At 65.2% G+C, this 19,477-nt stretch carries 18 protein-coding genes and 1 pseudogene; 11 read left to right on the top strand and 8 right to left on the bottom strand.

The genetic code is table 11. From position 1 onward, the window contains the following. Nucleotides 1-163: 163 nt before the first annotated feature. Nucleotides 164-1,327, bottom strand: coding sequence for a hypothetical protein (locus AC5V87_RS02355; protein ID WP_495369880.1), 1,164 nt, complete (start codon nt 1,325-1,327; stop codon nt 164-166). Nucleotides 1,328-1,636: 309 nt separating this feature from the next. On the opposite strand from AC5V87_RS02355, the gene AC5V87_RS02360 reads away from it, so the two are divergent. Continuing rightward, nucleotides 1,637-2,260, top strand: a complete 624-nt coding sequence (locus AC5V87_RS02360) for a helix-turn-helix transcriptional regulator (protein WP_456841938.1) — start codon at nt 1,637-1,639, stop codon at nt 2,258-2,260. 36 nt (nt 2,261-2,296) lie between these two features. Here the strand turns inward: AC5V87_RS02360 and AC5V87_RS02365 are convergent, their stop codons facing one another. From AC5V87_RS02365 to AC5V87_RS02380, 4 genes are all read right to left on the bottom strand, one after another. Next, nucleotides 2,297-2,545, bottom strand: a complete 249-nt coding sequence (locus AC5V87_RS02365; RefSeq protein WP_456841939.1) for a hypothetical protein — start codon at nt 2,543-2,545, stop codon at nt 2,297-2,299. 98 nt (nt 2,546-2,643) lie between these two features. Next, entirely contained in the window at nt 2,644-3,021 is a 378-nt protein-coding gene (locus tag AC5V87_RS02370) for an Hpt domain-containing protein (protein ID WP_495369881.1), read from the bottom strand. 151 nt (nt 3,022-3,172) lie between these two features. Then, nucleotides 3,173-3,871: a Crp/Fnr family transcriptional regulator gene (locus AC5V87_RS02375; protein WP_495372027.1), complete on the bottom strand. Its 699-nt coding sequence runs from the start codon at nt 3,869-3,871 to the stop codon at nt 3,173-3,175. 177 nt (nt 3,872-4,048) lie between these two features. Beyond that, nucleotides 4,049-4,759, bottom strand: coding sequence for a Crp/Fnr family transcriptional regulator (locus AC5V87_RS02380; protein WP_495369882.1), 711 nt, complete (start codon nt 4,757-4,759; stop codon nt 4,049-4,051). A gap of 728 nt (nt 4,760-5,487) precedes the next feature. Between AC5V87_RS02380 and AC5V87_RS02385 the strand changes: the two genes are divergently transcribed. From AC5V87_RS02385 to AC5V87_RS02410, 6 genes are all read left to right on the top strand, one after another. Then, nucleotides 5,488-8,343 carry a hybrid sensor histidine kinase/response regulator gene (locus AC5V87_RS02385; RefSeq protein ID WP_495369883.1) on the top strand — a complete coding sequence of 952 codons (2,856 nt, stop codon included), beginning with the start codon at nt 5,488-5,490 and terminating at the stop codon, nt 8,341-8,343. Between the two features lie 80 nt (nt 8,344-8,423). Continuing rightward, entirely contained in the window at nt 8,424-8,897 is a 474-nt protein-coding gene (locus AC5V87_RS02390; protein WP_495369884.1) for a chemotaxis protein CheW, read from the top strand. Nucleotides 8,898-8,928: 31 nt separating this feature from the next. After that, nucleotides 8,929-9,315, top strand: a complete 387-nt coding sequence (locus AC5V87_RS02395) for a response regulator (protein WP_027563594.1) — start codon at nt 8,929-8,931, stop codon at nt 9,313-9,315. A gap of 61 nt (nt 9,316-9,376) precedes the next feature. Next, nucleotides 9,377-10,255, top strand: a complete 879-nt coding sequence (locus AC5V87_RS02400; protein ID WP_456841944.1) for a CheR family methyltransferase — start codon at nt 9,377-9,379, stop codon at nt 10,253-10,255. A gap of 2 nt (nt 10,256-10,257) precedes the next feature. Beyond that, the gene (locus AC5V87_RS02405; protein ID WP_456841945.1) at nt 10,258-10,572 is read left to right on the top strand and encodes a PilZ domain-containing protein; all 315 of its coding nucleotides are present in this window, start codon (nt 10,258-10,260) and stop codon (nt 10,570-10,572) included. Nucleotides 10,573-10,718: 146 nt separating this feature from the next. Then, nucleotides 10,719-11,222, top strand: coding sequence for a response regulator (locus tag AC5V87_RS02410; RefSeq protein WP_456841946.1), 504 nt, complete (start codon nt 10,719-10,721; stop codon nt 11,220-11,222). 55 nt (nt 11,223-11,277) lie between these two features. Here the strand turns inward: AC5V87_RS02410 and AC5V87_RS02415 are convergent, their stop codons facing one another. After that, entirely contained in the window at nt 11,278-11,532 is a 255-nt protein-coding gene (locus AC5V87_RS02415) for a hypothetical protein (protein ID WP_456841947.1), read from the bottom strand. Nucleotides 11,533-11,716: 184 nt separating this feature from the next. On the opposite strand from AC5V87_RS02415, the gene AC5V87_RS02420 reads away from it, so the two are divergent. Then, the gene (locus AC5V87_RS02420) at nt 11,717-12,352 is read left to right on the top strand and encodes a response regulator transcription factor (RefSeq protein ID WP_456841948.1); all 636 of its coding nucleotides are present in this window, start codon (nt 11,717-11,719) and stop codon (nt 12,350-12,352) included. 113 nt (nt 12,353-12,465) lie between these two features. On the opposite strand, the gene AC5V87_RS02425 is transcribed toward AC5V87_RS02420, so the two are convergent. Beyond that, a complete protein-coding gene (locus tag AC5V87_RS02425) occupies nt 12,466-16,062 on the bottom strand; it encodes a PAS domain S-box protein (protein ID WP_495369885.1) in 3,597 nt (1,198 codons plus the stop codon). Next, nucleotides 16,040-16,459: a response regulator transcription factor gene (locus AC5V87_RS02430; protein WP_456841950.1), complete on the bottom strand. Its 420-nt coding sequence runs from the start codon at nt 16,457-16,459 to the stop codon at nt 16,040-16,042. Before AC5V87_RS02430 ends, AC5V87_RS02425 begins: the two co-directional genes overlap by 23 nt. A gap of 276 nt (nt 16,460-16,735) precedes the next feature. Between AC5V87_RS02430 and AC5V87_RS02435 the strand changes: the two are divergent. The 3 genes and pseudogenes from AC5V87_RS02435 to AC5V87_RS02445 all read left to right on the top strand — a co-directional run. Continuing rightward, nucleotides 16,736-16,903 (top strand): annotated as a pseudogene (locus tag AC5V87_RS02435) (ABC transporter permease); the annotation flags it as partial. After that, on the top strand, nt 16,900-18,639 hold the full coding sequence (gene araD / locus AC5V87_RS02440; protein WP_495369886.1) for an L-arabinonate dehydratase: 1,740 nt from the start codon (nt 16,900-16,902) through the stop codon (nt 18,637-18,639). The pseudogene AC5V87_RS02435 and the gene araD, both read left to right, overlap by 4 nt. Before the next feature lie 95 nt (nt 18,640-18,734). Continuing rightward, on the top strand, nt 18,735-19,454 hold the full coding sequence (locus AC5V87_RS02445) for a ribonuclease activity regulator RraA (RefSeq protein ID WP_495369887.1): 720 nt from the start codon (nt 18,735-18,737) through the stop codon (nt 19,452-19,454). Nucleotides 19,455-19,477: the final 23 nt, after the last annotated feature.

Raw genomic sequence — 19,477 nt, forward strand, 5'->3', positions numbered from 1 at the left:
ATTACAGCTATGTCGATGCGGCGGATGATCTATTGGTGGTTCAGGTTCGTGCTGTCAGGGCGATTTATGGACCGCTTCCTGTGCCTGCCGCGTTAGCCGCGCGCGTTATCGTTTGAGCATGATCCTGCCGGAAAACGGCTGCACACTTTTCCGGATCATGCTCCTAGGTCTGCCCGATCAATTTGCGAAACGCCGCCGCGCCGTCCTGCACGGCGTCGCGTCCCTTCCAGGCCAGATAGGAGAGCTTGCCCCCGAGCGTGTCGTGGCTGCGCAGCCGTCGCGAGCCGAGAATGTGGCCGACATTGGCGGGGAAGCGGCTCACCTCCGCGGACACCAGTGCCGCGATCGCGTCCATCAGCTGCTGAAGGCGGATGCCCCATTCACTGGCCTCGATGCCGTCGATGCGGACCTTGAGCGCATATTCGGTGTCGTAGATCTCCGCGAGCAGGTCGCGCGCAACCAGCACGCGGTTGTGCCGGAGCGCGACCCGCAGCGCGAGGCGCTTGTCGTCGAGCCTGTCGAGCACCATCGGAACGACACAGGCATAGGGCGTCACGGCGACGTCTGCGGCGCTCTTGCTGGCGGCCGCCTTGGTGGCGAGGCGCACCAATTGCCACGGCGTTTTCAGGCGCCGTGCGACCAGCGTCAGCGCGTAAGGCAGCGCTTCGGGATGCGCCTTCTTGAAGGCATCGAGCTGCGCCGTGATCTGCGCGACCAGGCCATCGTCGAATTTCGCGATCTTCTCGGGCAGCTTCGCGTTGAATTTCGGCAGCGCGTCGCCGGCGCGCAGCACATGCTGCATCTTCCTGACGTCGTCGAAAGCGGCGCGGGAGGCCGTGTACTGCGCGAGCTTGCCGCGCGCGAATTCGGTGCTCTCGGCCGAGGCCAGCGTGTTCTCGAGCACCTTGAGGACCTTGGTCTGGAAGATCGAGGCGGTCTTCAGCACTTCCTTCGGGTTGTTGGCGGCGACCTGGTCGTTGATCGCCTTGATGTAGTCGCGCGCCATGGTCGGCAGCAGATCGCGGCAGATCCACTCCCAGATCGGGGTGAGGGTGTTGCGCGAGATCCGCCCGATATTGGCATGCTCGGGCGCGCCGTCGATCAGCAGCAGCTCGAGCGGCGCGAAGAAATGGCGCGACGGGCTGGTGGCGCGCGCCTGGCTCGATCCGTCCTTGCGAAACTCGGCGCGCAGGCGCGCCTGGATCTCGGCCGAGCCCGGCATGTCGATGCCGCAGAGCTCGAGCCGCTCGAGCTCGCTGAGCAGGCAGCTGCGCGACAGCGGCGTCAGCCTCTGCAAGAACTCCGACAGCCGATTGATCTCGTTCATGGCACGCAATTCTTTCGCAGCGTTTCCCGCCAGGCTAAGGGCCAGATGCGGGGAGGCATTTGCGCGCTCTCAGTGCTGCCAAGAGAAGCAAGTCATTGTTAATTAATCGGTAAAGGCCGGGAGCCGGGAGCATCGGCCCGGACGCCGTGGTTAAGCGGAAATCTCAACCCCGGCGCGCTGAATGGCGGCAGCCCGCAAGCACAAATTGTGCCGATGTCCGTATTTCAGCACAAAAACGTCAAAATCACCGTAGTCTTACGGAGCAAAAAGTTAACCACAGACCGGGGTGGGTTCCGGTAAACGAATCACATGGGGTCACAGAATGATACGGCCACTGATTCGCGGTCGTCGGAATGGTATGAAAGCGGCGCTGCTCCAGCTGAAGAGCTCGATTTCGTCCGCCTGAACGCGGCCCGTGCCAAGGCGGCCGACGAAATGGCCGCCGCCATCGCCCGCGAGCTCAACGGCCCCCTGACTGCGCTGCTGCTCTACATGGGCGAGATCAAGCATCACAGCGATCAGCTCGCGCCCGTCACCGGCGACCGCGCCTATTTGCAGCGGGTGGTGGAGAATGCGCTGGCGCAGACCGAGCGCGTTTGCGGCCTCGTCAAGCAGCTTGCCGGTCCTCACAAGGGGGGCCTGCCGGCCCCGTCCGGCACCGATGATGCCGAATTGAAGCCTGCTCGCGCAGCGCAGCCGCAGCGCCTCCCCGGCGCAGAGCTGCTCGGCCTGTCGGGCCAGAAGCGGCTGACCAAGCGCGAACGCGAGGTGCTGCGGCTGATCAGCGAGGGCTATTCGAACAAGCAGGGTGCGCTGCGGATGCAGATCAGCCCGCGCACCTTCGAGAGCCATCGCGCCGAGGCGATGCGCAAGCTCGGCGCGCGCAACACCGCGGACCTCGTCCGTGCGGCGCTGCTGCATTCGATCGATTGAGATCTTAGTGTTGCGCGGGCCTGTGGCCGATCGCGCTCAGAAATAGTCTTCGGCGAAGGGACGCGCGCGCGAGCCGGGCCGCAGCGGCTTGGGCCCTTCCTTCGGCGCGTTCGGGATGATCGTGATGGTCCAGCGCGGCGGCATGCTCGATTCATGCTCCAGCACCGAGCGAACGAAACCAGTCACCGTCGCCTCGCCAGATTTCACCGTCGCCATGCGGCCGTTGAACTGCGCGATGCGGAAGCGACGGACCTCTTTCTGGTCCGCAGTCTCATAGGTGAACATGGAAACCCTCCTGGTTTCCGGCGACTATCGCCACCTATGATTAGCCATCTCTAAAAATCCCAAGCCGTAGAATTACGGCGGGTTTTGCACGCAGTTTTCTACCTCTGCGGCTCTTGCGCGCGGGCGGCGTCAAAGGCGGCAGCCATCAGGTCCAGCAAATCGTGGAATTGCCTCTCCTCAAGCGTCTCCGCCGTCTTCTCCAGCCGCAGCGCCAGCGCCGCGAGCCTGACATAGCCGAACGTTCCGGCCGCACTCTTCAGCGAATGCGCTTCCCGCGCGATCCTGGCATGGTGCTGCGCGAGGGCGAGCGAGCGGAACAGTTGCAGGCGTGCGCGGGTCTCGCTCCAGAACACGGTGCGCACTTCCTGGGCACCGTCCTCGCCGATCTCCGCCACCAGCGCCTCATAGGCACCGGGCTCGCGCGCGGGCTCGATGTCGATCGCTTTCCGAGCAGGCGCGGCGGTCACTTCAAACATGGCTTTGCCTGTCCTGATTGCGGTTCATCGGTCGCGCAGCGCGTGCGGCGCGAGCCCCGTGTCTAGGGCATTCGCATTTCAGTTCCGGTAGCAGGACGGAGCGTGTTTGCGCGCCGGCATTAGCCGAAGGTTTACCATGCGCGGACGGCGGTCAGTGCCGGCCGAGCAGCCGGTCGTATTGGGCCTTCACGGTGGCGTAGCATTCGCATGAGGTCTGGCGCAGCCCGTCGAGATTGAGGATCTGGATGTGCCCGCGGCTGTAATGGATGAAATTGGCGTGCTGGAGGGTGTTGGCGACCAGCGACACGCTGTTGCGCCGGGCCCCGATCATGTGCGCCATCGCCTCCTGGGTCAGCAGCAGCCGGTAGTCGCCCGACAAATCATGGGTGTGCAGCAGGCAGCGCGACAGCCGCGACTCCACGGGATGGGCGACGTTGCAGGCCGCGGTCTGCTGGACCTGGACGTAGACCGCCAGCCCGTGACGCGTGAGCAACGTCCGCAGGGTGCTGCTCTGCTCGGCCGCGCCGCGCAACCGGTCGAGATCCATCACGGATGCGACGCCGGGAACCAGCACCATCGCCGTGTTCAGCGCGCAGGCATCGCCCATGATCGAGAGCGTCCCGAGCAGGCTGTCGCGGCCGATCATGGCGACCTGCACATGCTCGCCCCTGGCGAGCTTCACCACCAGCGAGATGACGCCGCGGTGCGGAAAGTAGGCCCGCCTGAGCGTCTCGCCAGTCTCGACCAGCACCGCGTCGTGCGGCAGATCCACGGTGCGCAGATGCGAACGGATCAATTCATAATCGTCTGCCGACAGCGCGGACAGGAAACCGTTGGATGGGCGCACCATCGTTTCCAAGGCCGTCTCCGTCTCATGCACCAGCAAAGTCGCGGCAAGCGAAAGCGCTCCCCGCACGGGTAGTTTCATCATCTGCCCATCGGGATATATTGGCAATTGGGACAAGACGTCCGGTCGCGCGGATCGCCGCGACGCTGTGTGCATCTCGGCATGCAGCCGGCGCCATCGTCATGGCAGGGCGCCGATCAGGCGCGTGTGGTGGGCCTTCACCGCGGAGTAGCAGCCGCAGGAGGTCGTCTCCAGCGCTTGCAGGTCGACGATTTCGATCTGGCCGCGGGCGTAGTGAATGATGCCGGCCTGCTGAAGCGCATGTGCGACCAGCGAAATGGCGTTGCGCCTGACGCCGATCATCCGCGCCAGCGCTTCCTGCGTCAGCGGGAGCATCTCGCTGTTGGAGAGCTCGCGGGCCCGCAGCAGCCAGCGCGCCAGCCGCGCCTCGACGGAGTGGAGCGTGTTGCAGAGCAAAGATTGCTGAGCATGCGCAAGCAGGGCCTCCTCGTGGCGGACCATGAGGCTGCGAAACCGCGCGCTTGCGGCGGCCACCGCCCGGAACGCCTCGATGTCCAGCAGGGATGCTGCCCCGGGGAATAGGACCACCGCGTCCGCCGGCGCGATGCCGTCGGCCAGCGCCGCGCCGGCGCCCACGACGCTGTCGCGGCCCAGCATCGCGACCTCGATCATCTGTCCTTCCGACAGACCCACCGTGATCGACACGCAACCGCCGTGCGGGAAGTAGACGTGTCTCAGCGCGGCGCCCGCCTTGCCCAAGACAGACTCCCTGACCATTGCGACCGTCGCCAGATGAGGCCGCAGCAGATCGAAGTCTGCCGCGTCGAGCCTTTGCAGCAACTGGTTGGGCGGGCGGCTGCTCGCGGTCATGCAGGTCAATCCGCGCATGCGATGAATGATTGGCGCCGCGCATCATTCGTCATGTAGTTGCACCACAATAAATTTTATTGCAAAGGTTGTGTGTCGTCCATATCGCCATTAAGGCAGACAACCTGCCGCATTGGCGATGAGACAAGAACGGGCGATTCGCTCACGGGGTTCTGCGTCTCGGTCCCTGCAGCCATCGCAGGAAAGAGCGGCAAGGGCGCTTTCATGTCGCCGCCATCAACGATTGCCTGGCGGAGCATCGTCCGGCTGGCGACGTTGCCGCCGCCTCGTGGCTGGGTTAGCGCAGCACGGGCCGCAGCGGCTGCGGGGTAACCGTCCGTTTACCGCAAACGCGAACTTCGCAAATCCCGGCAAGCCGGGAAGCGATGGCCGCGTGAGCGCAGCTGCTTGCCGGCCGCGCGATTCGATTTCGCGCGCCTCACGCATATCGCCCTTCAGCAGCAGGACTTTCGAGCGCGGCTCGTCATGCGATTGTGGTTGCCTTTACCTCACGCGCTTTGCCGCCGCAGCGTGCTGCCGGTTTTGCCGAAAAACGCTTTCGCATCCGGCCGAACGGCAAACTTCTCTTCAATATCCGTATTAGCACGGAGGCTGAAATTAACGGGACCGTGAAAGGGGATGTCTAACGATCCAGAAGCGGACTTCCGTCGATTGCCAGGCGCGACGGCTCGGGCGTCCAGGTGCAGGTCGAGGTCAGTAAGGCGTAGCTCATGGATGATCTGTTGCGGGAGTTCTTGACGGAGACCAGCGAGAGCCTGGACACCGTCGACAATCAGCTGGTGAAGTTCGAGCAGGAGCCGAACAACGCCAAGATCCTGGATAACATCTTCCGCCTGGTCCACACCATCAAGGGCACCTGCGGCTTCCTCGGCCTGCCGCGGCTCGAAGCGCTGGCGCATGCCGGCGAGACCCTGATGGGCAAATTCCGCGACGGCATGCCGGTGACCGGGCAGGCCGTGACGGTGATCCTGTCCTCGATCGACCGCATCAAGGAGATCCTCGCCGGCCTCGAGGCGACCGAAGCCGAGCCCGAGGGCAACGACCGCGATCTCATCGACAAGCTGGAAGCGATGGTCGAGCAGGGCATGGCGGCGATGTCAGCGTCGGCTTCGCCGATCGCGTCAGGCTCGGCGCAGCCGATGCCGGCCGCGGGAAGCTCTGCTCCCGTTGCCGAAGCGCCGCCGCTGGTGCCGGACGCACCTGGTGCCGAAGCCAAGCCGGCCCCGGCAAAAGAGATGACCACCGGCTCGCTGGTCGAGCAGACGCTGGAGCGTCCGCTGCGTCCGGGCGAAGTCTCGCTCGACGAGCTCGAGCGCGCCTTCCGCGAGACCGCGATCGAAGCGCCGGTCCCCGCCCCGATGGCCAAGGCCGAGCCCGCGCCGGCTGCCGAAGCGCCTGCCGCCAAGCAAGCAGCGAAGCAGGCCAAGGAAACCGCCAAGCCCGCCAAGGAAAAGGCCGCGCCGAAGAAGTCGATGGCCGACGAGAGTGCCGGCGAGGGCGACCGCGTCGCCAACCAGTCGATCCGCGTCAACGTGGATACGCTGGAGCATTTGATGACCATGGTCTCCGAGCTGGTCTTGACCCGCAACCAGCTTTTGGAGATCTCCCGCCGCAACGAGGACACCGAGTTCAAGGTGCCGCTGCAGCGCCTCTCCAACGTCACCGCCGAGCTGCAGGAAGGCGTCATGAAGACGCGCATGCAGCCGATCGGCAACGCCTGGCAGAAGCTGCCCCGCATCGTCCGCGACCTCTCCAGCGAACTCGGCAAGCAGATCGAATTGGAGATGCACGGCGCCGACACCGAGCTCGACCGCCAGGTGCTCGACCTGATCAAGGACCCGCTCACCCACATGGTGCGCAACTCCGCCGATCACGGCCTCGAGACCCCCGCCGAGCGCTTGGCGAGCGGCAAGGGCGAGCAGGGCACCATTCGCCTGTCCGCCTACCACGAGGGCGGCCACATCATCATCTGCATCGCCGATAACGGAAGAGGCCTCAACACCGAGAAGATCAAGGCCAAGGCGCTCTCGTCCGGTCTCGTCACCGAGGCCGAGCTCGAGAAGATGAGCGAAGCGCAGATTCACAAGTTCATCTTCGCGCCGGGGTTTTCCACCGCGGCCGCCGTCACCTCGGTCTCCGGCCGCGGCGTCGGCATGGACGTGGTCCGCACCAATATCGACCAGATCGGCGGCACCATCGACATCAAGTCGGTGGCCGGCGAAGGCTCCTCCGTCACCATCAAGATCCCGCTGACCCTCGCCATCGTCTCCGCGCTGATCGTGGAAGCTGCCGGCGACCGCTTTGCGATCCCGCAGCTCTCGGTGGTCGAGCTGGTCCGCGCCCGCGCCAACTCCGAGCACCGCATCGAGCGCATCAAGGAGACCGCGGTGCTGCGCCTGCGCAACAAGCTCCTGCCGCTGATCCATCTCAAGAAGCTGCTCAAGATCGACGACGGCGCGGCCTCCGATCCCGAGAACGGCTTCATCGTGGTGACGCAAGTGGGCAGCCAGACCTTCGGCATCGTCGTCGACGGCGTGTTCCACACCGAAGAAATCGTGGTCAAGCCGATGTCGACGAAACTGCGCCACATCGACATGTTCTCCGGCAACACCATTTTGGGCGACGGCGCCGTCATCATGATCATCGACCCCAACGGCATCGCCAAAGCGCTCGGCGCCTCCGGCTCCTCGGCCCATGACATGGCCGACGAGGCCGCCGGCCATCACATCGGCTCGGGCGAGCAGACCACCTCACTGCTGGTGTTCCGCGCCGGCTCGTCGCAGCCCAAGGCGGTCCCGCTTGGCCTCGTCACGCGCCTGGAAGAGCTGCCCGCCGACAAGATCGAGTTCTCCAACGGCCGCTACATGGTGCAGTACCGCGAGCAGCTGATGCCGCTGGTCGCCATGGAGAGCGTCACCATCGCGAGCCAGGGCGCCCAGCCGATCCTGGTGTTCGCCGACGACGGCCGCTCCATGGGCCTCGTCGTCGACGAGATCATCGACATCGTCGAGGAACGGCTCAACATCGAGGTCGGCGGCTCCTCCTCCGGCATCCTCGGCTCGGCCGTGATCAAGGGCCAGGCCACCGAAGTGATCGACGTCGGCCACTTCCTGCCGATGGCGTTCGCCGACTGGTTCACCCGCAAGGAGATGAAGCCGTCGATGCATTCGCAGTCGGTGCTGCTGGTCGACGACAGCGCCTTCTTCCGCAACATGCTGGCGCCGGTGCTGAAGGCGGCCGGCTACCGCGTCCGCACCGCGCCGACCGCGCAGGAGGGCCTCGCGGCCCTGCGCGCGCAAAGCTTCGACGTGATCCTGACCGACATCGAGATGCCTGACATGAACGGGTTCGAGTTCGCGGAAGTGATCCGCTCGGACAACAACCTCGCGGCCACGCCGATCATCGGCCTGTCGGCGCTGGTGTCGCCGGCGGCGATCGAGCGCGGCCGGCAGGCCGGCTTCCACGACTATGTCGCCAAGTTCGACCGTCCCGGCCTGATCGCGGCGCTGAAGGAGCAGACCGCGGGCGCGGCCGGCGCCTCCGAGCTGAGCCGGGCGGCGGCCTAGAGCATGATCCGGAAAAGTGTGAAGCGGTTTTCCGATCAGATCATGCTCAAAACCTAAGGAACGGGACGAGGAGTTCGCCAATGAGCAAGAAGACCCAGTCCGCCGAAGGCGCCATGGTCGAATACGTCACCGCGATGATCGGCGGCCAGCTGTTCGGCCTGCCGATCTCGCGCGTCCAGGACGTGTTCATGCCCGAGCGCGTCACCCGCGTGCCGCTCGCCTCCAGCGAGATCGCGGGCGTGTTGAACCTGCGCGGCCGCATCGTCACCGTGATCGACATGCGCGCCCGTCTCGGCCTGCCCAAGGCCGAGGACGGCAAGGCGCCGATGGCGGTCGGCGTCGATCTGCGCGGTGAATCCTACGGCCTTCTGATCGACCAGATCGGCGAGGTGCTGCGCCTGCCCGAGGACGGCAAGGAGGAAAACCCCGTCAACCTCGATCCCCGCATGGCCAAGCTCGCCGGCGGCGTCCACCGTCTCGAGGGCCAGCTCATGGTCGTCCTCGACGTCGACCGCGTGCTCGAATTGAAGACCGAAGTGCAGATGGCTGCGTGAGCCAACGAAACATCGAAGCCGGAGAACCAAAATGAAGACCTGTTTGGTGGTCGATGATTCCAGCGTCGTGCGCAAGATCGCGCGCCGGATCCTGGAGGGCCTGGAATTCCAAGTCACCGAGGCCGAGGACGGCTCCAAGGCGCTCGAGATCTGCCAGAAGCAGCTGCCCGATGCGGTGCTGCTCGACTGGAACATGCCGGTGATGGACGGCTTCGAGTTCATGGGCCACATGCGCCGCCTGCCCGGCGGCGACCAGCCGAAGGTGGTGTTCTGCACCACCGAGAACAACGTGGCTCATATCGCTCAGGCGCTCAGCGGCGGCGCCAACGAGTACATCATGAAGCCCTTCGACAAAGACATCATCGCCGACAAGTTCGCTGAAGTTGGTCTGATCCCGGTCGGACAAGCCATGGTCTGAGTGTGTCTGGCCTGACGTTTGGGCCAGAGTGTTCCCAGTACAGCTTCGAAGAGGGCTATCCGTGACTCCGACCGAGTACGAGTATCTACGTAAGTTCCTGAAGGATAATTCGGGTCTCGACCTGTCCGCAGACAAGCAATATCTGATCGAAAGCCGCCTGCTGCCGCTCGCCCGCAAGGCGGGATTCTCCGGCATCGCCGAGCTCGTGCAGAAGCTGCAAGCCGGCTCGCGCCAGCTGATCACGGACGTGGTCGAAGCCATGACCACCAACGAGACCTTCTTCTTCCGCGACAAGGTCCCGTTCGATCATTTCCGCGACACCATCATGCCCGAGATCATCAAGGCGCGCGCCGGCAAGCGCAGTGTGCGCATCTGGTGTGCCGCCGGCTCGACCGGGCAGGAGCCCTATTCGCTGGCGATGTGCCTGAAGGAAATGGGCGCGGCCCTCACCGGCTGGCGTGTCGAGATCATCGCGACCGACCTGTCGCAGGAGGTGCTGGAGAAGGCCAGGGCCGGCATCTACAGCCAGTTCGAGGTGCAGCGCGGCCTGCCGATCCAGATGCTGGTGAAATATTTCAAGCAGACCGGCGAGACCTGGCAGATCAATCCCGAGCTGCGGGCGATGATCCAGCACCGCCAGCTCAACCTGCTGCACGACTTCGCCCAGCTCGGCACCTTCGACGTCATCTTCTGCCGAAACGTGCTGATCTATTTCGACCAGGACACCAAGATCAACATCTTCAACCGCCTCGCGCGCCAGATCGAGCCCGACGGCTTCCTGGTGCTGGGCGCAGCCGAAACCGTGGTCGGACTGACCGATACGTTCAGGCCGATCCCGGAGCGGCGCGGCCTCTACAAGCCGAACGATCCGCGTGCGGCCGTCGCCAAGCCGGTGCTCGCCGGCGCGGCGCCGCGCATGGCTGTCATGGCAGGACGATAGGCATGGCCGAGGATGGCAAGGGCACCGAACGCGTGACGTTCAGTCGCGGCTATGATGTCTGCATCATGGCCATCGATGGCACTTGGCGCCGCGACTGCAAGCTCAACGCGATCTCCGACACCGACGCCATCCTCACGGTGGAAGGCTCGATCCAGGGATTGAACCTGAAAGAATTCTTCCTGCTGCTGTCGTCCACGGGCCTGGCCTATCGCCGCTGCGAGCTGGTGCGGGTCAACGGCGCCGAGATGGACATCCAATTCCTGCGCGGCAAGAACCGGAAGAAGCGCGGCGCCGGCGGTCACGACGCGGCGGCCTGATCGGCACGCGGCTGCGAGTGCTGCGCGCTTTCCGCGACGTTGCTTTATATTTGCTGAAACATCCGAATGAATTTGCCGCCGCGGTTTTACGTCGCCTAAGCGCGAGCCGTGTACCCATTGCCGGTCTCAATCTCAGGAATACGGCAATGCCCAGAAGTTCCCTCTCCCCCGTCACGTCCAACCTGCCCGACGCCGCGGAGCGGCGTGCGCTTCAGCTGCTGGTGGTCGACGACGACGCCACGCAGCGCAGCCTGATCACGGTCGCCGCCAAGCAGGCCGGTCACGAAGTCACCGTGGCGCCGTCCGTGGCGGCGGCGATCGAGAAGCTCCGCGCCGCGCGCTTCGACTGCGTGACGCTCGATCTCGTGCTGGAGGACGGCGACGGCATCGACGTGCTGCGCGAGATGGCGGAGGCGAAATTCACTGGTGCCGTGATCGTCATCAGCGGCATGGATGGCAAGCGCCGCAGCGCTGCCCGCAGCTTCGCCCGCGCCGTCGGGATCGAGCTGCAGAGCCTGCCGAAGCCGCTGGATCTCGCGGCCCTGCGCATCAGCCTTGCCAATCTCGGCAAGACCGCGATGGGCCTGCCGGCGATCCATACCTGGGGCGGCGTCGCCACCGATGCGGTCGTGGAACGGCACCGCGCCTGAGGCGCGGAGCTGCCATGCAATCAGCCGCGGGCAGGTGAGCCGCGTTGATTGTGACTTACGCTGCGCTGCCAGAATCCGACAATTGCTGCAGGGCGTGGCTGAGCTCCGCCCGGCAGGCGTTGAGCGCGGCGCTCGCCGTGGCATAACGCGGCGTAACGTCGTCGAGCACGACAATCTCGGTGGAACCCGCAGGTATGCTATCGTCGTCGCTCTCCATGGCCGCGTCGATCAGACGCATACTGATCTCGATGCGCGCGATCAGAGAGCGAAGTTCGGCTGCGATCAACTGACGGCTGTCAGTATCGGCCATCGCGGCGAGCGGGGCGTGCCGGCGTAATTTAGCATGGATATTCTCCGTACCCCGCAATTAGGCACCCTGCCGCTACTTGTGCGTTAAGTCCATGTCCCGTACAAATACGGGTGGGCCGAATCCGCGCCTAACGCCATAACGCTTGGCGCGGACGCGAGTCCTTCATGCCAACTGGATATGGCACATGGCCGAACAAAGCTCTCGCGGTGAAATCTTCGTGGTCGACGACGACCCCGCCGTTCGCGACACCTTGTCGATGGTGTTGAAGGCGTCGGGTTACGAGGTGATCTGTTTTGCGGACGGCGCGGCGCTGCTCTCCGTCGCGCGAAACCGCACACCGGCTGCGATCCTGCTCGACGTTCACATTCCCGGGAAGTCGGGCCTCGACATCCTGAAGGAGCTGCATGGCGAGGACTATCCGGCACCGATCTTCATGATCTCCGGACAGGGCGACATCGCCATGGCGGTGAGCGCCATCAAGAGCGGCGCGCTCGACTTCATCGAGAAGCCGTTCCGCGGCAGCGAGATCGTCGGCCGGCTCGACGAGGCGATCGGAGCCTATGCACGCAGGCAGGCGGAAAATGCCGCGCCGAAATTCGGATCTCTGCATTTCCCCGGACGCGAGCCGTTGACGCGCAGGGAGCGGGAGGTGCTGGAGCAGTTCGCCTCCGGTGCGTCCAACAAGGAAGCCGGCCGCACGCTCGGCATCAGCCCGCGGACCATCGAGGACCATCGCGCCAACATCATGAAGAAGCTCGGCGCGCGTAACGCCGCCGACCTGATCCGCATCGTGATGACCGCGGCCCAGCGCGCGTCGTAAGGCGCAGTCGTATCGCGGATATTTCTTAGTCATTCCGGGGCGATGCGGAGCATCGAACCCGGAATCTCGAGATTCCGGATCGCGCTACGCGCGTCCGGAATGACTCCTCAACATCACCCGTTCAGCGCCTTGCGAATGATCCGCGCGAGATCCGACTTGCGATAGGGCTTCGCCAGCAGCAGCACGCCCGAATCCAGCCGGCCGTGATGGATGATCGCGTTCTCGGTATAGCCTGATGTGTAGACCACCTTCAGATCGGGCCGCGTCTTCGCCAGCTCGTCGGCGAGCTGCCGTCCATTCATCTTGCCGGGCATGATGACGTCGGTGAAGAGAAGATCGAACGGCTTGCCGGCGGCGACGATCGCGAGCGCCTCGGCGGCGTTCGCGGCCTGCAAGGTGACGTAACCGAGCGAATGCAGCTGCGCCAGTACGTAGTCGCGCACCAGCCGGTCGTCCTCGACCACGAGGATCGTCTCGTGTCCGCCCTCGATCGTGGCCGGCGACACGCCCTCGCCGACGACCGTCGGCGTCTTGCCGGGCGGCAGGTACATCTTGATCGTGGTGCCGTGGCCTTCCTCGCTGTAGATCTTGATGTGCCCCGCGGACTGCTTGATGAAACCGTAGACCATCGAAAGCCCGAGCCCGGTGCCCTTGCCCGGTCCCTTCGAGGTGAAGAACGGGTCGAACACCCTCGCCAGCATGTTGGCGGGAATTCCGGTGCCGGTGTCGCTCACGGCGATCAGCACGTAATGCCCCGGCCGGACGTCGTTGACTCTGGCATAGACCTCGTCGAGATAAGCGGCGCCCGTCTCCACGATCAGCTTGCCGCCGCCAGGCATGGCGTCGCGGGCATTGAGCGCGAGGTTGAGGATCGCGGTGGTGAGCTGGTTCGGATCGACGATCGCGACGCAGTTCTCGTCCTCGAACACCGATTCGATCTGGATCTGCTCGCCCAGGGTCGGCCGCAACAGTTTGGCGGTGTCGATGATCAGCGAATTGATGTCGATCTCGCGCGGTTGGAGCGGCTGCTTGCGCGCGAAGGCGAGCAGATGCTGGGTCAGCTCGGCGCCGCGCGCGGCGGCCTCGTCGATCATCTTGGTGATGGCCGCAAGCTGCGGTTCCTTCTCGACCGCCTCCGCCAGGATCTCGATCGTTCCGGTGATGACGGTGAGGATGTTGTTGAAGTCGTGCGCCACGCCGCCGGTGAGCTGGCCGACCGCCTCCATCTTCTCGGCGTGGCGGATGCGCTCCTCGGCTGCGATCTTGTCGGTGAGGTCGCGGTAGAACACGTTGAACAGCAGGCCCTCGCGGCGCTTCAGCGCAGTGACGCTCAGCTCGGCCTTGAATTCCTTGCCATCGCGCCGCCGGCACATGAGCTCGCGGCGGCGGTTCAGCGTCGTGCCGTCCTCCTCTTCCAGGAAGCGCTTCAGGCCGGCCCTGACCCGCTCGCGTTCGCTCTCGGCCACGATCAGGTCGATCGTGCTCTTGCCGAGCACCTCGTCGCGGCGCCAGCCGAACAGCTGTTCCGCCTGTGAGTTCCAGTTCAGGATCCTGCCGGCCTCGTCGGTCTGGACGAAGGCGTCGAGCGAGGTCTCGACGATGTTGCGGGCGAGCCGTTCGCTCTCCTGCAGGGATTCCTGCGCGCGCCGTGCCTCCGTCATGTCGCGCCCGACGAAATAGAAGCGGTGCGCCTGTTCGGACCAGCTGCCGAGCCATGACAGCCAGACCTCGTGCCCGTTCTTGTGGAAGCAGCGGGTGTCGTCGAGCTTGGGGCGGTCGCCGCGCCGCAGCGCGCGCATCTGCGCGCGGGATTGCTCCAGATGATCGGGATGAACGAAATCGGCGCCGCTGCGGCCGATCATCTCGTCCGGCTTGTAGCCGAGAATGGTCTCGCTGCTCGGACTGATCTGCGCGACATGGCCGCGTGCGTCCATGATCATGATCAGATCCTGCGAGGTGTCGAAGATCTGCCGGCGCTCCTCGAGCTGCTGCTGGAGCACGCGCTCGGCCCGCCGCGCCTCGGTGAGGCTGCGTGCACTGCCGGAGGCGCCGACGATCTCGCCCGACGGTCCCCTGATCGGCGAGAGGCTCAGCGAGATCTCGACCGGCGTGCCGTCCTTGCGCAGGCGCACCGTCTCGAAGCGCTCGATCGGCTCGCCGCGGGCGATCCGCCGCAGATAGTCCTTGCCGTGCTCGCGGCGATCGGGCGGGACGATGATCGAAGTGGGTTGGCCGATGGCCTCGTCCGCCGAGTAGCCGTAAAGGCGCTCTGCCGCCGGATTCCAGCCGATGATGATGGCCTCGAGCGTCTGCATCACGATCGCATCGTCGGATGATTCGACGGCGGCGCTGAACAGCTGCTCGCGCGCCGCATGATGGCTTCGTGCGGCCTCGGTGCGGCGATGCTCGCGGACCTCGTGCTCGAGCGCGGCTGTTTTCGCCCTGGTCTCCTCGACCATCTGGGCAAAGGCCCGCGCCAGCACGCCGGTCTCGCCGCTGGCGTCGACCGGAATGTCCGCCGGCCGCCCGCTGCCGATGGCTTCGACCGCCGCGGTCAGGCGGCCAATCGGGCGGGTCAATGAGCGCGCGAGCAGCACCGCGAGCGCAGCCGCAGCGAGGACCGCGAGCAGGCCGACGAACAGGGACGTCGTTTGAATCGCGGCCGGCACGCGGCCGAACACGGCCGGGGGAACGGTCACGATGATTGCGATCCACTCCTTGCCCGCAAGCAGTGCCGGTGCGATCGCCGCGCCGCTCGGCCGGCCCGCTGCGTCGGTCGTGAGATGCGTCGACACGTCAGGCGTGCCGGCGACGGCGGAAAAAAACGGAAAATCATTGCGCCAGTTGGTGGGATGGCCACGCAGCGAGCCGAATTCCCGCGCACGATCGGGATGGACGAGATAGTCGCCGCGCGAATTCACGACGTAGATGTCCCCTCCCGAGCTCGTCGTCGCGCGGACGCGCTCGAGTGCCGGACGCATGTCGATATTGGCGATGATGATGCCGAACGGCTTGCCCTCCGGCGTGAACAGCGGCGTCGCCACCCGCAGGGTCGGAATGTGCAGGTCCGTGGTCCCGCCCTGGCGGGTCGCAAGCTCGATCGGCGATACGTAAATCTCGCCTGGCGCGAGCTTGATCGTTTCCTGGAAGTAGGTTCGGTCGGTCTTGTGCGCCAACTCGCTGTTGGGGGCGATCCGTACCGCGCCATTCGGGCCCGAGCGATCGACGCGGACCAGCTCGCGCTGGTCGTCATCAAGGCCGATGATGCGAAACTGCCCGTAGCTGGGCTTGGCCTCGATCTCGGCCGCGAGCCGCGTCGCGATGCGCTCGCGCCAGGTCTGCTCCGAGACGCCGTCGGATGCGTCAATTCCGCCGCCGATGTGAGCGCGGATCAGGCCGTTGATCGCCGCGGCGGAGCGATAGCCGATCAGATCGCCGCGAACGCCGGACACGTAGGATTCGAGATTGGTCGCCAGCAGGCGCGACTGGGCTTCGACCCGCTCCAGCACCCGCGGAATGACGGCTTGCGTGATGTTGCGATAGCCAAGCCAGCCGACGGCGGCCACGGTGACCGCCACCAGCAGGATCATCGCGATGGCGAGCCGTGTCGTGAGCGTCATGGGAATGTTCGCTCGACTTCCCGTATGGCCGCGCTTGGTTTGGACCGGAGCCCAGGAGCCGCCCTCGTCATCGCTGGCCGGAGCTGACATCGGACCTCTCCGGCAGAGCCGCCTTCAGGCAGCCATCGACGGCGGCGAGCAGGGCGCCGGGCCCGAACGGCTTTCGCAGGCTCGCCACGGCGCCGAGCTTGGTCGCCATCTTCAGGAAATCCGGTTCCGCATAGGCGTCCGGCGCGGCCGAACGGCCGGAGATCACGATGATCGGAACGGCCGACCGGCGCGCCCGGATGTGGCGCATCGTCTCCAGCCCGTCCATGCCGGGCATGAAGATGTCGAGAAACAACAGGTCAAACCCGCTGGCCTCGAACATTGCAAGTCCCTGGCGGCCGTCGCCGGCGACGGTGACGTGATGCCCGGCCCGCTCCAGGAGAAGCCGGATCGTGATCTGCACGGCGGGGTCGTCATCCACGATCAGGATGTTGGCCACGTCTGAAATCCTCCGGGGCGGAGGGGACATTCCGGCGCCCCAAATCAAGCCATCAAACATGAAATTGTTGCGCGGATTCCGCCCAGCCTGCAAGCACTTCGCGACGATATGACGGCTTGCCGGCGCCGCTCTCTCCAGGCCCCGCGATTATGCATGCCTTCGTGCAGATGGTTTGCCGAGGCGGCGGAACCGTCCTTCGCGCCGGCCGCGGGATCGGCGCGGCTGCCGGCGATCGCGCTGCTGCCGCTCGCGCTGATCTGGTTCGGCCTCTGCAACGGCAGTCTGGGACTCGGCTGGTTCATCTTCGAGAACCGCAATCTGCTCGACATACCCGCGGTGTTCGCGGGCCTCTTGACCGTGATCATCATTGGCCTCTTTGTCGAGAACCTGATCTTCCGCGCCATCGAGCGGAACACCGTCCAGAAATGGGGCTCCCAATCATGACCAAGAAGAAAATCACGCCCGACCAGCTGCGCAGCGCGCGGTGGTTTGCACCCGACGACCTCCGCTCGTTCGGCCATCGCTCCCGCACCATGCAGATGGGCTATGCCCCCGAGGAGTGGAAGGACCGCCCGATCATCGCGATCCTCAACACCTGGTCGGACGCGCAGCCCTGCCACATGCATTTCAAGTCGCGCGTCGACGACGTCAAGCGCGGCGTCCTGATGGCGGGCGGCCTGCCGATCGAGCTGCCGGCGCTGTCGCTGTCGGAATCGCTGCTCAAGCCGACCACCATGCTCTACCGCAACCTGCTGGCGATGGACGCGGAGGAGCTGCTGCGCAGCCATCCCGTCGACGGCGTGGTGCTGATGGGCGGCTGCGACAAGACCACGCCGGCGCTGCTCTTGGGCGCGACTTCGATGAACATCCCGGCGATCTATCTGCCGGCCGGTCCCATGCTGCGCGGCAACTGGAAGGGCAAGACGCTCGGCTCCGGCTCGGACGGCTGGAAATATTGGGACGAGCGCCGCGCCGGCAAGATCTCCGACAAGGACTGGCTCGACATCGAAGCCGGCATCGCCCGCAGCTACGGCACCTGCATGACCATGGGCACGGCCTCGACCATGACCGCGATTGCGGAGGCGATCGGCATGACGCTGCCGGGCGCCTCCTCGATCCCCGCGGCCGACGCCAACCACATCCGCATGGCCTCGGAGTGCGGCCGCCGCATCGTCGAGATGGTGTGGGAGGACCTGACGCCGAAGACCATCCAGACCCGCAAGGCGTTTGAGAACGCGATTGCGGTCGCAATGGCGATGGGCTGCTCCACCAACGCGATCATCCATCTGATCGCGCAGGCCCGCCGCGCCGGCCAGGACATCGGTCTCGACGATTTCGAGATCGCCAGCCGCAAGGTGCCGGTGATTGCCAACGTCCGTCCAAGCGGCGATACGTACCTCATGGAGGACTTCTTCTACGCCGGCGGCCTGCCGGCGCTGATGGGGCAGATCAAGCAGCATCTGCATCTCGATTGCATCACGGTGACAGGCAAGACGCTGGGCGAGAACATCGACGGCGCCGAGGTGCACAATGCCGATGTGATCCGCTCGGTCGACAATCCCATCTACAAGGAAGGCGCGCTCGCCGTGCTCAAGGGCAATCTTGCGCCCGATGGCTGCGTCATCAAGCCGAGCGCCTGCGCGCCGCGCTTCCTCAAGCACACCGGTCCCGCCCTGGTGTTCGACGACTATCCCTCGATGAAGAAGGCGGTCGACGATCCCAACTTAGATGTCACCGAGGACCACGTTCTCATCCTGCGCAATGCGGGGCCGCAGGGCGGGCCGGGCATGCCGGAATGGGGCATGCTGCCGATCCCGACAAAACTCGTGAAGCAAGGCGTGCGCGACATGGTGCGCATCTCGGATGCGCGCATGAGCGGCACCAGCTACGGCGCCTGTATTCTGCACGTCTCGCCCGAATCCTACATCGGCGGCCCACTGGCGCTGGTGCAGAACGGCGATCGGATCACGCTCGACGTCGCCGCGCGCACCATCAATCTCGAGGTGCCCGAAGCCGAACTCGCAAAGCGCCGCGCCGCCTGGAAACAGCCCGAGCGCCGCTTCGAGCGCGGCTACGGCTGGATGTTTACGAAGCATATCAAGCAGGCCAATGACGGCTGCGACTTCGACTTCCTCGAGACCGATTTCGGCGCGCCGATCGGCGAGCCGTCGATTTATTAGTTTCACCGTCGTTCCGGGGCGCGAAGCGAACCCGAACCTCGAGATTCCGGGTTCGGCTTCGCCGCCCCGGAATGACGACCATGAGAGAGCACGAGATGACCAAACTTTCCGAATCCACCCGCAACAAGCTCAAATCCGTCTCCACCGCCACCGTCGCCACCGCTTTGTTCAAGCGCGGCCTGCGCATCCAGATGATCCAGGACGTGCATCCCGTCGGTCCCGACCAGCCGACCATGGTCGGCGAGGCCTTCACGCTGCGCTACATGCCGGCGCGCGAGGATCTCAACACCATCGACGTGTTTAGGGATCGCTCGCATCCGCAGCGCAAGGCGGTCGAGGATTGCCCACCCGGCGCCGTGCTGGTGATGGACAGTCGCAAGGATGCGCGAGCCGCTTCGGCCGGCGCGATCCTGGTGACGCGGCTGATGAAGCGCGGCGTCGCCGGCGTCGTCACCGATGGCGGCTTTCGCGATTCCGCCGAGATCGCCAAGCTCGGCATTCCCGCCTATCACCATCGCCCCTCGGCGCCGACCAATCTCACGCTGCACCAGGCGATCGAGATCAACGTGCCGATCGGCTGCGGCGACGCGCCGGTGTTTCCTGGTGACGTCATCCTCGGCGATGCCGACGGCGTCATCGTGATCCCCGCGCATCTCGCCGACGAGATCGCCAATGAAACCTTTGAGATGACCGCGTTCGAGGATTTCGTCACAGAGGAAGTCGGCAAGGGGCGCGGCATTTTTGGCCTTTATCCGGCGACCGATCCGCAGACGCTGACGGATTTCGCGGAATGGCGGAAGAAGAACGGGCGGTAGTTCCTTCGCTCTCCCCGCACGCG

This window comes from Bradyrhizobium sp. SOJA106 (assembly GCF_059448745.1).

What these genes read in the sequence shown, in the direction of transcription:
- AC5V87_RS02355 (WP_495369880.1), bottom strand. Translation starts at nt 1,327, where the DNA reads ATGAACGAGATCAATCGGCTGTCGGAGTTCTTGCAGAGGCTGACGCCG.
- AC5V87_RS02360 (WP_456841938.1), top strand. Translation starts at nt 1,637, where the DNA reads ATGGGGTCACAGAATGATACGGCCACTGATTCGCGGTCGTCGGAATGG.
- AC5V87_RS02365 (WP_456841939.1), bottom strand. Translation starts at nt 2,545, where the DNA reads ATGTTCACCTATGAGACTGCGGACCAGAAAGAGGTCCGTCGCTTCCGC.
- AC5V87_RS02370 (WP_495369881.1), bottom strand. Translation starts at nt 3,021, where the DNA reads ATGTTTGAAGTGACCGCCGCGCCTGCTCGGAAAGCGATCGACATCGAG.
- AC5V87_RS02375 (WP_495372027.1), bottom strand. Translation starts at nt 3,871, where the DNA reads ATGGTGCGCCCATCCAACGGTTTCCTGTCCGCGCTGTCGGCAGACGAT.
- AC5V87_RS02380 (WP_495369882.1), bottom strand. Translation starts at nt 4,759, where the DNA reads ATGACCGCGAGCAGCCGCCCGCCCAACCAGTTGCTGCAAAGGCTCGAC.
- AC5V87_RS02385 (WP_495369883.1), top strand. Translation starts at nt 5,488, where the DNA reads ATGGATGATCTGTTGCGGGAGTTCTTGACGGAGACCAGCGAGAGCCTG.
- AC5V87_RS02390 (WP_495369884.1), top strand. Translation starts at nt 8,424, where the DNA reads ATGAGCAAGAAGACCCAGTCCGCCGAAGGCGCCATGGTCGAATACGTC.
- AC5V87_RS02395 (WP_027563594.1), top strand. Translation starts at nt 8,929, where the DNA reads ATGAAGACCTGTTTGGTGGTCGATGATTCCAGCGTCGTGCGCAAGATC.
- AC5V87_RS02405 (WP_456841945.1), top strand. Translation starts at nt 10,258, where the DNA reads ATGGCCGAGGATGGCAAGGGCACCGAACGCGTGACGTTCAGTCGCGGC.
- AC5V87_RS02410 (WP_456841946.1), top strand. Translation starts at nt 10,719, where the DNA reads ATGCCCAGAAGTTCCCTCTCCCCCGTCACGTCCAACCTGCCCGACGCC.
- AC5V87_RS02415 (WP_456841947.1), bottom strand. Translation starts at nt 11,532, where the DNA reads ATGGCCGATACTGACAGCCGTCAGTTGATCGCAGCCGAACTTCGCTCT.
- AC5V87_RS02420 (WP_456841948.1), top strand. Translation starts at nt 11,717, where the DNA reads ATGGCCGAACAAAGCTCTCGCGGTGAAATCTTCGTGGTCGACGACGAC.
- AC5V87_RS02425 (WP_495369885.1), bottom strand. Translation starts at nt 16,062, where the DNA reads ATGTCAGCTCCGGCCAGCGATGACGAGGGCGGCTCCTGGGCTCCGGTC.
- araD (WP_495369886.1), top strand. Translation starts at nt 16,900, where the DNA reads ATGACCAAGAAGAAAATCACGCCCGACCAGCTGCGCAGCGCGCGGTGG.
- AC5V87_RS02445 (WP_495369887.1), top strand. Translation starts at nt 18,735, where the DNA reads ATGACCAAACTTTCCGAATCCACCCGCAACAAGCTCAAATCCGTCTCC.